The organism is Aeromonas sobria (genome assembly GCF_006243315.1).
Taxonomy (GTDB): domain Bacteria; phylum Pseudomonadota; class Gammaproteobacteria; order Enterobacterales; family Aeromonadaceae; genus Aeromonas; species Aeromonas sobria_A.
Genome location: NZ_NKWE01000031.1, coordinates 74,245 through 88,815, shown reverse-complemented (window position 1 = coordinate 88,815; position 14,571 = coordinate 74,245). Strand labels below are relative to the sequence as shown.

Annotated in this window: 12 protein-coding genes; 10 read left to right on the top strand and 2 right to left on the bottom strand. The window is 58.4% G+C overall.

The annotated features are described in order from the left end of the window. Positions 1–68: 68 nt before the first annotated feature. Positions 69–1,265, bottom strand: coding sequence for an ROK family transcriptional regulator (locus CF137_RS10665; RefSeq protein ID WP_162850436.1), 1,197 nt, complete (start codon positions 1,263–1,265; stop codon positions 69–71). A gap of 119 nt (positions 1,266–1,384) precedes the next feature. Here CF137_RS10665 and CF137_RS10660 point away from each other — a divergent pair, with 119 nt between their 5' ends. The 3 genes from CF137_RS10660 (at position 1,385) to CF137_RS10650 (ending at position 7,059) form a co-directional block, all read left to right on the top strand. Next, on the top strand, positions 1,385–4,672 hold the full coding sequence (locus tag CF137_RS10660; RefSeq protein WP_139718970.1) for a DUF5107 domain-containing protein: 3,288 nt from the start codon (positions 1,385–1,387) through the stop codon (positions 4,670–4,672). Between the two features lie 81 nt (positions 4,673–4,753). Further along, entirely contained in the window at positions 4,754–6,205 is a 1,452-nt protein-coding gene (locus CF137_RS10655; protein WP_139718969.1) for a sugar porter family MFS transporter, read from the top strand. Then, a complete protein-coding gene (locus CF137_RS10650) occupies positions 6,202–7,059 on the top strand; it encodes an aldose 1-epimerase (protein ID WP_139718968.1) in 858 nt (285 codons plus the stop codon). The genes CF137_RS10655 and CF137_RS10650 overlap by 4 nt, the downstream gene beginning before the upstream one ends. A gap of 16 nt (positions 7,060–7,075) precedes the next feature. Here CF137_RS10650 and CF137_RS10645 read toward each other — a convergent pair whose 3' ends face one another. Continuing rightward, positions 7,076–7,882 (bottom strand): DeoR family transcriptional regulator, encoded by an 807-nt coding sequence (locus CF137_RS10645; RefSeq protein WP_139718967.1) that lies wholly within the window; start codon positions 7,880–7,882, stop codon positions 7,076–7,078. 275 nt (positions 7,883–8,157) lie between these two features. On the opposite strand from CF137_RS10645, the gene kbaZ reads away from it, so the two are divergent. The 7 genes from kbaZ to agaW all read left to right on the top strand — a co-directional run bounded on the left by kbaZ (position 8,158) and on the right by agaW (position 14,571). Beyond that, the gene (gene kbaZ, locus CF137_RS10640) at positions 8,158–9,471 is read left to right on the top strand and encodes a tagatose-bisphosphate aldolase subunit KbaZ (protein WP_139718966.1); all 1,314 of its coding nucleotides are present in this window, start codon (positions 8,158–8,160) and stop codon (positions 9,469–9,471) included. A gap of 12 nt (positions 9,472–9,483) precedes the next feature. Continuing rightward, positions 9,484–10,668 (top strand): SIS domain-containing protein, encoded by a 1,185-nt coding sequence (locus tag CF137_RS10635; protein WP_139718965.1) that lies wholly within the window; start codon positions 9,484–9,486, stop codon positions 10,666–10,668. Positions 10,669–10,778: 110 nt separating this feature from the next. Next, positions 10,779–11,219, top strand: coding sequence for a PTS galactosamine/N-acetylgalactosamine transporter subunit IIA (gene agaF / locus CF137_RS10630; RefSeq protein WP_139718964.1), 441 nt, complete (start codon positions 10,779–10,781; stop codon positions 11,217–11,219). After that, positions 11,220–12,419, top strand: coding sequence for an N-acetylglucosamine-6-phosphate deacetylase (gene nagA / locus CF137_RS10625; protein ID WP_139718963.1), 1,200 nt, complete (start codon positions 11,220–11,222; stop codon positions 12,417–12,419). Continuing rightward, on the top strand, positions 12,410–13,264 hold the full coding sequence (locus CF137_RS10620) for a tagatose bisphosphate family class II aldolase (RefSeq protein WP_139718962.1): 855 nt from the start codon (positions 12,410–12,412) through the stop codon (positions 13,262–13,264). The genes nagA and CF137_RS10620 overlap by 10 nt, the downstream gene beginning before the upstream one ends. Before the next feature lie 38 nt (positions 13,265–13,302). Continuing rightward, complete coding sequence (gene agaV / locus CF137_RS10615; protein WP_139718961.1) at positions 13,303–13,773, top strand: PTS N-acetylgalactosamine transporter subunit IIB; 471 nt, start codon at positions 13,303–13,305, stop codon at positions 13,771–13,773. Positions 13,774–13,782: 9 nt separating this feature from the next. Beyond that, positions 13,783–14,571, top strand: a complete 789-nt coding sequence (agaW, locus tag CF137_RS10610; RefSeq protein ID WP_139718960.1) for a PTS N-acetylgalactosamine transporter subunit IIC — start codon at positions 13,783–13,785, stop codon at positions 14,569–14,571.

Genomic DNA, 14,571 nt, shown 5'->3' with positions numbered 1-14,571 from the left:
CAAGTGAGAAAACAGGGAGAGCGAGCGATCGATAGAGCCTCGCTCTCTTACGCCTCGAAGCGTCTTTGTCACCTGTTTTTTGCCAAGGCCCGCTCCACATAGAGGTAGCCGATGCCCATTACCTGTTGAGGGCGAGTCAGTTCGCCGAAGCGCAGTTGGGTCGCATTGACCGCATCGCTGCAGTCGAACGGATTGGCGCCGGTCTGGCTGACGATGGTTTGCAGCCAGCTTTCACCAAAGTCGCAGCTGCGGCCATAGAGCCAGATGTGGTTGATGTTGAGGATATTGAGGAAGTTGTAGAGGCTCAGGCCAATGGCGCGGGCCCCTTCGTCCACCAGAGTGCGGATCATGGCATCCCCCTGATGGTAGAGCGCGAGCAGCCGGGCAGTATCCAGCTCCACACCCGCCTGCGCCGGGTTATCGGCGCAGGCTTGTTGCTTGAGAAAGACCCGGGCCCGTTTTTTGATGGCAAACAGCGAGGCGACCGTCTCCAGGCAGCCATAGCGGCCGCAAGCACAGGCGCTGCCGTCCGGATTGATGATGGTGTGGCCTATCTGGCCGCTGCCAAACAGGGCACCCCGGTAGATCTGACCGTTGATGATAAAGGCCGACCCTATGCCGTAATCGACGTTGATGACGCAAAAATCCCCGTTTCCTTCCCGGCCCTGCCACTTCTGGGCCAGCGCCAGCATGATGCAGTCGTTATCCACCATCACCTCGCAGCCGAGGCGCTTCTCCAGCAGATACTTGAGCTCGACCGGCGCGTGCCATGGGGCTTGCGGCATGGTTTGCGACACCCCGGTCGCCGGGTTGACCTGACCGTGTACCGACAGGGCCAGCCGGATCGCCAGCCCCTTGTGGTGGCGTTTGTGCTGGTAGTAGTGCGCTTCAATCAGGCGCAGCAGCTCATCGGGGGTTTGCGGGGCAATCTTTTGGTCGCTGAACTCACCCAGCGGGGTGATCAGGTTATCCACCAGTATGCTCTCCAGACGGGTGGGGCTGATATTGAGGCAGAGGATGGCCCCCTGGCCACTGGCAATGCGGTAGCTGCCGCCATTGATGCCGCGCTGGGAGAGGTTCTGTTCGCTGTGGCTGATGGCGCCATCGGCAACCAGTTCGTCGAGGATCTTGCTGACCGCCGGGATGGAGAGTTCGCAGTGGCGGGCCAGGGTGGACTTGCTCGCCTCCTTGAGCTGATAGAGCAGGGCCAGCAGCACCTGCTTGTTGTGGTGGCGGACCTTCTGGTTGTTCAACCCTATGTTCATCGCTTAACTAAACTCCGCTTACTGTATTGCGTGATCTTTCGGCAATTAATGCAGCTTTAACCATTCTAATCTGGTCTCACTGAAAACTTTACTAACAAATGTTGAGTGAGGCGAGATTAATGAGAGCTGATGTAAAAGTCTGGGTAGAGACCATCTCACTGCCGACCTACGAGGTTGGTGCCGAAGATCCCAACCCCATGTTTCTCGAGAAGCGGGTCTATCAGGGCTCCTCGGGGGCCGTCTATCCCTACGGCGTGATCGACACCCTCACCGGTCAGAAGCAGATGAAGTCCTATCAGGCGGTCTGGCTGGAGAATGACTTTATCAAGGTGATGCTGCTGCCGGAGCTGGGTGGCCGCATCCACCGTGCCTACGACAAGGTGATGCAGCGGGATTTTGTCTATTACAACGAGGTGATAAAGCCGGCGCTGGTGGGGCTGGTAGGGCCCTGGATCTCCGGTGGTATCGAGTTCAACTGGCCGCAGCACCACAGGCCCACCACCTTTATGCCGGTGGATTTCACCATTGCGGAGCGGGAAGGCGGTGCCAAGACCGTCTGGCTGGGCGAGGTGGAGCCGATGCGCGGTCTGCAGGTGATGGCGGGCTTTACCCTCTATCCGGACAAGGCGCTCATCGAGATCACCGGCAAGGTGTTCAATGGCAACGACACGCCGCGCCACTTCCTCTGGTGGTCCAACCCGGCGGTGAAAGGGGGCGATGCCCACCAGAGCGTCTTCCCGCCCGATGTGACCGCCGTCTATGACCACGGCAAGCGCGACGTCAGTGCCTTCCCCATCGCCCGTGGCACCTACTACAAGGTGGACTACTCCGCCGGCGTTGATATCTCCCGCTACCGCAACATTCCGGTGCCCACCTCCTACATGGCGGACAAGTCCGATTACGACTTCGTCGGCGCCTACTGCCATGACGAGCAGGGCGGCCTGTTGCACGTGGCGGATCACCACGTCTCGCCGGGCAAGAAACAGTGGAGCTGGGGCAACTGCGACTTCGGTCTGGCCTGGGATCGCAACCTGACCGACCACAACGGCCCCTACATCGAGCTGATGACCGGGGTTTACACCGACAACCAGCCCGACTTTACCTGGCTGGATGCGGGGGAGGAGAAGGTGTTTGTGCAGAACTTCCTGCCCTACAACACCCTGGGCACCCTGCAAAATGCCAATACCCGCGCCGCCATCAAGCTGGAGCGCAGCGACGACGGTCTGCTCTGCGGTGCCTACGCGATCGCGCCGCTGTGCCAGGCCCGTTTCGAAGTGAGTGACGAGAGTGGCGTGCTGTTCACCCAGACGCTGGATCTGCAACCGGGTCAGGCCTGGCTTGAGCCACAGGCCATCACCAGCGAGGGACGTTTGCAGGTACGCCTGCTGGATGAGCAGGGCCAGCCGATCCTGAGTTATCTCGAACATCAGCCTGCGGGCGAAGCCCTGCCGGATCCGGCCACGGCACCGGAGCCGGCCGTCAATCTCGACTCAATCGATGAGCTCTATTTCATCGGTCAGCATCTTGAGCAGTATCTGCACGCCAGCCGCTCGCCTTTTGATTACTACCTGCGGGCGCTTGAACTCGATGGTGGCGACTACCGCTGCAACCTGGCGCTGGCGACGCTGGAGTACAACCGCGCCAACTATGAGCCGGCGCTGGCCTACGTCAATCAGGCGCTGACCCGTGCCCATCGCCTCAACAAGAACCCCCAGTGTGGCAAGGCCAGTCTGCTGCGCGGCCACATTGAGGAGCGTCTGGGTCAGTTCGATGCTGCCTTCGATGACTTTTACAAGGCGACCTGGAGCGGTAACTGCCGCGACAGCGGCTTCCTCGGACTGGCCCGTATCGCCATGGTACGCCGTGATCCCCTGCAGGCGTTGCCCTTTGTCGAGAAGAGCCTCGCGGTCAACGGTACCCACTATGGCGCCATCGCTCTCAAAGGGTTGGCGCTGCTGGAGTCTGGTCAGCGGGCGGCGGCCCTCGTCTATATCGACGAGCAGCGAGTCCGTTATCCGCTCCACTATCAGCTGGCCTTCCTGCGCTGGCTGGCAAGCGAGCAGCCGACCGATCTCGAGGCGCTGCTCACCCTGTGCAACGGGCGTGGGGTGAACCTCTGTTTCCTGGCGAGCAATCTGCTGGCGCTGGGTCGCCCCGAGTTGGCGCAGCAACTGCTCTCGCTGCTGCCAGTGGAAGAGACCCTGCCGCTGTTGTTCCAGGCCGCTCAGTTGCCCGAAGGTGAGGCGCAGGATGCCCTGCTGGCGCGGGCCGAGCAGGCCTTTGGCCGCAAGGTGCGCTTCCCCAATACCCTTGGCGAGGTGGCCATGCTGGCGCAACTGCCCCACAGCTGGTTTGCCAGCTACTTGCTGGGCTGCTTCCACTACAGCAAGCGCAGCTACCCGCAAGCCATCGCCCTGTGGCAGCAGGTGTGCGAGCAGGCGCCCGGGTTTGCCCCGGCCTGGCGCAACCTTGGCATCTATCACTTCAACAAGAGCGGCGATCCGGTGGCGGCCGAGCAGTGTCTGAGCCGGGCCTTTGCCCTCAAGCCGGATGATGCCCGCCTCTTGTTCGAACTGGATCAGCTGCACAAGCGCTGCACCATGGCACCCAACGAGCGGTTGGCGCTGCTGGAGACACACCGTGAGGTGGTCCTCAAGCGCGACGATCTGACCGCCGAACTGCTCAGCCTCTATCACATCACCGGCCAGTTGGATGCGGCGGCCGAGATCTTGCGGCTGCGCGAATTCCACCCCTGGGAGGGAGGCGAGGGCAAGGTGACCGGTCAGTACCTCATCAATCAGCAGCGCCGGGCGCTGGTGTTGATGACTCAGGGGCGCCATGAGCAGGCTATTCCGTTGCTGCAACAGGCGCTGCACTACCCCCTCAATCTGGGGGAGGGGCGTCTGGTGGGGCAAACCGACAACGATATCCACTACCTGTTGGCGCTCTGCCATCTGGCTTGTGACAACCAGAGTCTGGCGGCCCAGTGCCTGCAACAGGCCTGTCTCGGTCAGGGGTCGCTGGGGGTCAGCCGCTACTACAACGATCAGCCGGTGGATTACCTCTTCTATCAGGGCATGGCGCTGGCGCGTCTTGGCCGGGTTGCGGAGGCGCAGCGTCTGTTCGAGGGGATGGTCGGCTGGGCCGAGCAGGCGATGGGCGAGTCGGTCGAGGCGGATTTCTTCGCCGTCTCACTGCCCGACCTCATCGTGCTGGATGACGATCCGCAACACAAACATCGCCAGCACTGTCTGCTGGTCAGGGCGCTCGGCCTGTTGGGGCTGGGTCAGCGGGATGGTTGTGAACAGACCTTGCGAGAGCTGCTCACTCTCAACCCGGCTCACGACAAGGGGCACCTCTTTGCCCTGATCTGCCGCGAGCTGTCACTCAACTCACAACACTCATAACACTCATAACAAAAACCGGCGCCCCGCCACGGTGAGGGGCGCCACTGCACCTTACAATCGACAAGATAGAAAGGATGAGACATGGAACGCACGAAAAATCAATTGGATACGAATGAGCTCAATATGAGCTACATCTGGATGATCTGCTTGGTGGCCGCCTGCGGTGGCCTGCTGTTTGGTTATGACTGGGTCGTGATTGGCGGGGCCAAGCCCTTCTATGAGGCCTATTTTTCCATTACGGATCCGGCCCAGTCCGGCTGGGCCATGAGCTCGGCGCTGGTGGGCTGCGTGCTGGGGGCAGCCATCTCCGGCTGGTCTTCCGACCGCTTCGGTCGCAAAAAGCCGCTGATCCTGGCCGCCATCCTCTTCACCATCTCGGCGTGGGGCACGGCTGCAGCCAGCAACTTCGATCTGTTTGTGGTCTATCGCATCATCGGCGGGATTGGCATCGGTCTGGCCTCTGCGCTCTCGCCCATGTACATCGCCGAGATCAGCCCGGCCGACAAGCGGGGCAAGTTTGTGGCCATCAACCAGCTCACCATAGTCATCGGGGTGCTGGCGGCCCAGCTGGTGAACCTGATGATCGCCGATCCGGTGGCGAGCAACGCGACTCAGGCCGATATTCTGGCGACCTGGAACGGTCAGTCCGGCTGGCGCTGGATGTTCGGTGCCGAACTGGTACCTGCGTTGGCGTTTCTGGTGTTGATGTTCTTCGTGCCGGAGTCGCCGCGCTGGTTGGCCAAAGATGGTCAGTATGAGAAAGCCTCCCGCATGCTCGGCAAGATTGGCGGTGATGCCTATGCCAAGCAGACCCTGGCCGATATTCGTCAAACTCTGGTGGGCGAGACCCACAAGGTGTCACTGGCGGAGCTGGGCAAACCCTCGGTGCGGCCGATCCTCATCATCGGAATTGTGCTGGCGGTATTCCAGCAGTGGTGCGGCATCAACGTCATCTTCAACTATGCGCAGGAGATCTTTGCCTCCGCCGGGTTTGATATCAACAGCACCCTCAAATCCATCGTCGCTACCGGGCTTATCAACCTGCTGTTTACCCTGATCGCACTGCCCATGGTGGACAAGATTGGCCGTCGCAAGCTGATGCTGATTGGCTCGGCCGGTCTCACCATCATCTACGGCATGATGGCTGCGGCCTATGCCACAGGCGTACTGGGGCTGCCGGTGTTGCTGCTGGTATTGGCGGCCATCGCCATCTATGCCCTGACCCTGGCGCCGGTCACCTGGGTGCTGCTCTCGGAGATCTTCCCCAACCGGGTGCGGGGGCTGGCGATGTCGGCCGGTACGCTGGCACTCTGGATCGCCTGTTTCGTGCTGACCTACACCTTCCCGCTGCTTAATGCCGGGTTGGGTGCTGCAGGCAGCTTCCTGCTCTATGGCCTCATCTGTTTTGCCGGTCTCATCTTTATCTATCGCAAGGTGCCCGAGACCAAGGGGGTAACGCTGGAGGCACTGGAAGCCCAGCTGGCCCAGGGCAAGGTCGAACTGACGCCGACCAAGGCGAGCGCTTCGGCATGACGGTATACACATTAAACAACCCGCATCTTAGGATGCGGGTTTCTGCACAAGGGGCCTGCCTGCTGGGGCTGGAGGATGATAAAGGGCGCCCGCTGCTGCGAGACACGGACCCGGCGCAGCCATGGCATCCCGGGCAGAGCGCGCTGTTTCCCATGGTGCCGCTGGCCAATCGGGTAGCGGGCAATCGGTTCGAGCTGTGGGAGGATGACTGTTCGTTGCCCGAGAGCGAGCTCGATCCCGACTTCTTTTTGCATGGGGATGGCTGGCTACAGCGATGGCAGCGGGTGGCGTTAACCGACAGCTCGGTGACCTTGCAGCTCACCAGCCAGCATGGCCCTTTTCATTATCTGGCGGAGATCGACTATCGGCTGCAGGGAGCAAGCCTGGTGGCGCGGATCAGCCTGACCCATCTCGGGGAGACGCCCTGTCTCTACGGCGCGGGTTTTCACCCCTTCTTCTGGCGTGACGAGCAGACAAAGATTCGCTTTCTGGCGAGCGGTGTCTGGCAGGAGGGGGAGGATCATCTGCCGACCGACTGGTCGAGCAGGCTTGCGCCCCACCTCGATTTTCGTCAGTGGCAGCGCCCGCAAGGGTGGCTCAACCACTGTTACGGCGGCTGGCGCGGTCAGGCCGAGATTGACCATCCTGCCCGCCAGCAGCGGCTGCTGGTTTCAAGCGAGAGTGCCTTCCTGATGCTCTACCAGCCCGATGAGGGGAGTGGCTTCGTCTGTCTGGAGCCCCAGAGTCACGCCGCCAATGCCCACCACCTGGCCGGTCACCCCGGTTTGCGGTTACTCGCAAGAGGTGACCGTATGAGTATCGGTATGACCGTGACACTGGTGTCCGGGGGCTAACGCAATCCTGCTTCGATCAGTGGGGATCCGCTGGTACCAGCAGTACCTCGATCCCGGCATGACGCAACCCGGTCAGCACTTCTGCTGGCAGGGCATCATCGGTGATCAGGGTATGAATACGCGGGGTATCGATAATCTTGTGCAAGCTGCGTCGGCCAAATTTGCTGGAGTCGGTGACCACGATGATCCGCTCGGCGACCTGACACATGCAGCGGTTAAGGCGCGCTTCATCCTCGTGATGGGTACTGACGCCACGCTCGAGGTCGATGCCATCCACCCCGAGAAACAGCTGGTCAAAATGGTAGTTTTGCAGGGATTGCTCGGCCTGCGCACCATAGAACGAGAGTGACTTGCGGCGCAGGTGACCGCCGGTCATCAGCAGCTCGACCCCCTCCGCCTCCAGCAGTGCATTGGCCACGTTCATACCGTTGGTCATCACCAGGATCTCCTGATGCTCGCGCAGATGACGAGCCACCTCCAACGTGGTTGTACCCGAATCGAGGATGAGGCGACTCCCTGGTTGCACCAGCGTCGCCGCCAGTGCACCGATCCGCTGTTTGACCGGCGTATTGAGCACGCTCTTGTCGGCAATGGTCCGCTCGGGCACAGCCTGATTAGGTTCACACAGCAGGGCGCCCCCATAGGCGCGTACAGCGACCCCTTGTTTTTCGAGGAAAGCCAGATCGTTGCGAATGGTGACGGTCGACACCTGATAATGGGTAGCCAATTCATTGACCTGAACGCTGCCATTGCTGCGCAGCTGCTGAATGATCCGCTCCCGCCGCTCACTGGTACCGAGTCCGATCTTTTCTGTTGTTTGCATAGTCTCTTCTGCCGGAGTGCTGTGGTGAAAAACGACTTTCACTTTATTACGGTTTCATATTAACGCGCAGTACCAGAGCCAAATCAAGCCTTCATTAAGCTTTCACATAGTAATATCTGCATTTATCACCCCCACGAATAGTTTCGATGTCTTTCTTTTTGTGATCACCTTCAAGAACCTATGACTCTTTTGTTTCGCTTTCCTTTTCTTGCGATTACCGTAAAGAAAAGAAAACGAAAGACTATTTTCATCTACAGCAACGAAGGAAGATCAAAATGAAATCCATGCTGGCACTGGTCGAAAGACATAAACAGGGAGAACCGGTCGGGATCTATGCCGTCTGCTCCGCTCACCCGCTGGTGCTGGAGGCCGCTTTGTGCTTGGCCGCCGAAGGGGATCAACTGCTGCTGGTCGAGGCCACTTCCAATCAGGTGGATCAGTTCGGTGGTTACACTGGCATGACCCCGGCCGATTTTCGCGATCGCCTCTATCAGCTGGCTGCCGAGTGCCACTTTCCAGCGCACCGACTGATTCTTGGAGGGGATCACCTTGGTCCAAACCGTTGGCAAGGTGAGCCCGCCGAGCAGGCCATGGCCCATGCCGAGGATCTCATCGCCTGCTATGTTGCTGCCGGTTTCAAAAAGATCCATCTTGACTGCAGCATGTCTTGTCAGGGGGACCCGGTGCCGCTGACCGATGAGCTGGTCGCCAAGCGGGCCGCCCGTCTGGCGCAGATCGCCGAGCAAACCTGTCTGGCCAAATTTGGCCAGAGCGATCTGGTCTATGTCATTGGTACCGAGGTGCCGGTTCCGGGCGGTGCCCATGAAGAGCTGGCCGAGCTGACTGTCACCACGCCGGAAGCCGCCCGTCATACCCTGGAAGCCCACCAGCAAGCCTTCGCGCAGGTCGGTCTGGCCCATATCTGGCCCCGGGTCATTGGGCTCGTTGTCCAGCCCGGGGTCGAGTTTGACCACACCCACATTATCGATTACCAATCAGCGAAAGCGGCACCACTGAGTCGGATGATCGAAGCCTACCCCCATCTGGTGTTTGAGGCTCACTCCACCGATTACCAGACCCCCGAGGCTTATCGTCAGCTGGTTCGCGACCACTTTGCCATTCTCAAGGTCGGTCCGGCCCTCACCTTTGCCCTGCGTGAAGCGTTGTTTTCCCTTGCCGCCATCGAAGAGGAGTTGGTTGTCGCCAAGGCGTGCTCGGGCCTGCGCCAGGTGATGGAAGAGACCATGCTGGATCGCCCCGACTTCTGGCGCAGCCACTATCAGGGCAACGCCAACGAATGCCGACTCGCGCGCGGTTACAGCTACTCAGACCGCATTCGCTACTACTGGCCCGATGCGCGCGTAGATGAGTGCTATGCCAGATTGCTCACCAACCTGGCCGCCGAGCCCATCCCCTTGCCACTGCTCAGCCAGCACCTGCCCCTGCAGTACCGCAAGGTACGTCAGGGCACGTTGGCGGCCAATCCCCATGAGCTCATTCTCGATCAGGTGCAGGAAGTGTTGCGCAGCTATGCCAATGCCTGCGGCACAGTCTGCCCCTGTCCTTCCCAGCTTGACCCTGTTGTTTAAGGAGTTGTAGACATGATCCTTGGTTATTCAGAAGAGATGTTGCGCACGGCCAACGGCCTGGCGACAGCCCGTGAAATAGAGCAACAACCGGCCACCTGGCGAGAGACCCTTGCGATGGTGGAGGAGTGCCGCAATGCGCTGGACCGCTTTCTTGCGCCTCTCTTGTCCCATCGCAATTTGCGGGTGATCCTGACCGGTGCCGGTACCTCTGCCTTTGCCGGACGAGCGCTGGCCCCTTACCTCTCTGGCCACTTGAAGGCCCGGTTCGAGGCGATTGCCTCCACCGATATCGTCACCGATCCGGCCGAGTATCTGGCCGAGGATTGCCCGACTCTGCTTATCTCGTTCGCTCGCTCAGGCAATAGCCCGGAAAGCGTGGCCGCCGTTGAGCTCGCCAGCCAACTGCTCGGCAACTGCCATCATCTGGTACTCACCTGTAACGGTGAAGGGGCGCTCTATCGCCGCTGCCAGCAAGATGCCCGCTCTCTGGCCCTGCTGATGCCGCCCCAAACCAATGATCGCGGCTTCGCCATGACCAGCAGCCTCACCAGCATGATGCTGAGCTGTCTTGCCGTCTTCCTGCCGAGCCAGTTCAACCAGCAGGTTTGTGCGCCGCTGGCTGGCGTCAGTGAAGCGATCCTTGAGCAGGTTGTTCAGCGGGTACCAGCATGGAATGAGCCATTGCCACAACGGGTCATCTATCTTGGCAGCGGCAGCCTGCAAGGGGTTGCCCAGGAGTCAGCCCTCAAGCTGCTGGAACTGACCGGTGGCCGACTGGTCGCCATGTTTGACTCTCCCACCGGCTTTCGCCATGGCCCCAAATCCATCGTCAATGCACAGACCCTGATCGTCCAGCTCATCTCCAACGACCCCTATACCCGTCAATATGATCTGGACCTGCTGCGCGAACTGCGGGCTGATGGACAGGCAGCCCGGGTGGTCGCCATTGCTGACCAGCATGATCCTCACATCGAACAGGGTGAGCACATCTATCTGCCCCGCACCCTGCACTGTGATGATGCCCAGCTGGCCTTCGGTTACCTGCTCTATGCCCAGTTCTATGCCTTTCATACCTCGTTGAGCCTCGGCATCAGCCCGGACAATCCCTGTCCGACCGGGCAAGTCAACCGGGTCGTACAAGGGGTAAAAATTTATCCATATAAAAGCCAGGAATGCGAATCAATGGGCAGAAATTGATACATGAATGAATCAGTATCTGCATGAATAAATTGCATATTTAAAATTGTAAACGTTTCCATTTTTCATGGTCTGTTTGTTGTTAATCATTAGAAAAAGGAGTGAGTCACATGTTGGGCATCATCATCACGGGGCATGGCGGTTTTGCCAGTGGGCTGGCAAAGGCAATGGAACAGATCCTCGGTGAACAGCCATATGTGGCGGCAATTGATTTTCCCGAATCATCGACCACCAGCAAGTTGGAGCATCAACTTGCAGAAGCCATGTCGGCAGTAGAGCAGGGTGATGGTGTGGTGTTTCTCACTGACTTGCTAGGGGGAACACCTTTCCGGGTGGCCTCTTTGTTATCAATGGCAGCTCCCAAACGAGAAGTGATCACCGGAACCAATCTCCAGCTGTTGTTGGAGATGCTGCTGGAGCGTGATGGTCTGAGTGTCAGTGAATTCCGTATCCAGGCCCTTGCCTGTGGTCACCGGGGCCTCACGTCGCTGGCGGATGAAATGCAAAAAGATCGCCAGGCAGAAGCAAGTCTGGTCGAGGAGGGCATTTAAATGGCTTCACGGATCCGTGCCCGCCGCCTGCTGACCGAGCAGGGCTGGCTGGAGCATCAGGAGCTCACCCACCAAGAGGGCATCATCACCGCCATCGCTCCCATCACAGATGGCGATCCGGTGCGGGATGTCGATCTGCTGGTCCCGGCGCTGATCGATGGTCATGTCCACGGCGGCGCCGGTGTAGATGTGATGGACAACGACAGCAACGCCCTCGGCATCCTGTCGATGGCCAAGGCGGCGGAAGGAGTCGGTGCGTTTCTCGCGACCACGGTTACCGCTCAGCTCCCCGAGATCGAGCTGGCCCTTGCCCGCATTGCCGATGGCGTCGCCAGCGGCATGCCGGGCGCCGAGCTGCTCGGTTGCTATCTGGAGGGGCCCTATTTTACCCCCGCCAACAAGGGTGCCCACGATCAGGCGCTGTTTCGGGATCTGGAGGTTGCCGAGCTGAACCATCTGCAACAGCTGGCTCGCGGCACCCTGAAAGTGGTGGCGCTGGCACCGGAAAAGCCCAATGCCATCATGGCCATTCGCCATCTCGCCGCCAACGACGTGCGGGTGATGCTGGGACACTCGGCGGCGGATCACGACACTACTATGGCCGCGCTGTCGGCGGGCGCTTCCGGGCTGGTGCACTGCTTCAATGGCATGCGGGGTCTGCACCACCGCGAGCCTGGCATGGTGGGGGCGGGCCTGGTCCATCCCGATGCCTGGCTGGAGCTGATCGCCGATGGTCATCATGTCCATCCAAGCGTGCTCAAACTCTGCCACTGCTGCGCCGGTGAGCGCCTGCTCCTTATTACTGATGCGATGCGTGCCGCTGGCATGCCAGATGGTCACTACCTGCTGGGCAACTACCGGGTCGAGATGAAAGAGGGGGTGGTGCGCACCGAGGCCGGCGGTCTGGCGGGCAGCACCCTCACCCTGCTTGGCGCCGTACGCAACATGGTGCAGCTGGCGGATGTGCCGCTCGATGAAGCCATCGCAATGGCCTCGCTGGCCCCGGCAAAGATGCTCGGCATTGCCGATCGTCTCGGTTCGCTGGCGGTTGGCAAACAGGCCAACCTGCTCGCCCTCACTACTGAACTTACTCAGCAACACATCTGGGTTGCTGGTCGGGAGATTGAGCCCGCCCACTTCACCCCCCTTTTCTCAGGATCTCGCGTCAATCAGGACGCTCAGGAGTCACTATGTATCTGATCTCTTCCCATGAAATGCTCAAAGATGCCCAGCGCCGCGGTTACGCCGTGCCTGCTTTCAACATCCACAACCTGGAAACCGTCCAGGTGGTCGCTCGTACCGCAGCACGCATGCGTTCACCGGTGATTTTGGCTGGCACTCCGGGTACCTATCGCCATGCCGGGGTCGAGTATCTGGTCTCCATCTGTCAGGCAGCTGCCCATGAGTACCGCATTCCGCTGGTGCTGCATCTGGATCACCACGAAGACGAGCAGGACATCCATAACAAGGTCGAAGCGGGTATTCGCTCGGCCATGATCGATGCCTCGCACTTTCCGTTTGAAGAGAACATCGAAAAGGTGCGCAGCGTAGTCACCTACTGCCACCGCATGGGTGCCAGCGTCGAAGCCGAACTGGGCCTGCTGGGCGGCCAGGAAGATGACCTCATCGTTGATGCCGCAAATGCCAAATTTACCGATCCGCTGAAGGCGGCCGAGTTTGTCCGCCGTACCGGTATCGACTCGCTGGCTGTTGCCATCGGCACTGCCCACGGCCTCTATAAGGAAGAGCCCCGCCTCGATTTTGCCCGCCTCGCTGCGATCCGTGAGCAGGTGGATATTCCGCTGGTTCTGCACGGCGCCTCCGGTGTGCCGGAAGCCGATGTACGCCGCTGCACCGAGCTGGGGATCTGTAAGGTCAACGTAGCGACCGAACTGAAGATCGCCTTCGCCGATGCCATGAAAGCCTTCCTTGGTAGCCACCCCGATGCCAGCGACCCGCGCCAGTATCTGGTGCCTGCCATGGCTGCCATGGAAGAGGTGGTCGAAGCGAAAATCCGCATGTGTATGAGCGATAACAAATTATAAAAACCGATATTAGTAACGTGAAATAAAGGATTACCACTATGCCAAATATTGTTTATACCCGTATCGATGAACGAGGATTACATGGTCAAGTCGCTGTAGGTCATGGCCCTCATTCTGGATGTAACCTGATTCTTTTTGCCAATGACGCGGTTTCGCAAGATCCTGCACAGCAAGCGTTGGCAAAAATGTCGGCTGGTGAATTTGATACCCGTTTTTTCAGTTTGCAGAAAACGATTGATGTCATTCATAAAGCTGCGGACCATCAAAAAATATTCATCCTTGTTCGTACACCTCAGGATGTATTGATCCTTGTTAAAGGTGGTGTGCCGATTAAGAAAATAAATGTTGGAAATATGCATTACAAGGAAGGTAAAGAGCAGGTTCATGCAACTGTGTCGTTGGATGATAATGATAAAAGTACATTCAGAGAGTTGGTCTGTCTCGGGGTTTCTTGCACCATCCAACGTAACCCATCAGATACTCCCATAAATATTGAACAATATTTGTAAGGTGAAAATATGGATATTTTAACTGTATTTGCCATCGCCCTGTGGGTTGGCTTTGCCGGGCTTGATTATTATGGATCAGGGTTGATGTTTGGTCGGCCTATTGTCACCGGGACGGTTGTTGGCCTGCTGATGGGGGATATTGAGTCAGGCCTGTTAATTGGTGCAACGTTAGAACTGGCCTGGCTTGGTTTAATGCCATTGGCTGGTGCTCAGCCACCTAATGTCACTATCGGATCTGCAGTTGGTGTTGTTTTCGGGATCCAGTCTGGATTGTCCCCAAGTGCTGTAGTCGGTGTTGCAATACCTTTCGCGATATTGATGCAGCAGTTGACCGTCATTCAATTTACAGCTTTTGCTACCTTGATGGCCAGAGTCGATAAAATGGCGGATAAATGTGACATAAAAGGGATTGAACGAGTCAATTACCTTGGTATGGCCGCCTACTTTTTCACGTTTTTCATCTGTGCCTTTATCCCGACTTACTTTGGTGATGTCGTTGCAAAAACAATTGTTGAGCAGGTGCCGAAGGTTATCATCGAAGGGTTAAGTATTGCTGGTGCCATGATGCCTGCGTTGGGTTTTGCAATGCTTTTGAAGATGATGTTGAAAGAGAGAAAATATACTCCATTTTTCATCATCGGCTTTGTCTGTGCGACATTTTTGAAGTTGCCCGTTATCGCTGTTGCGCTTCTTGGTTTGTCTGTCGCAATTATCGATTATTTTAATCATGCCGAGCGCAAGAATAGCAAAAATAAAGTAACTTCGCTTGACAATGAACAAATGGATGAGGGCATTTAA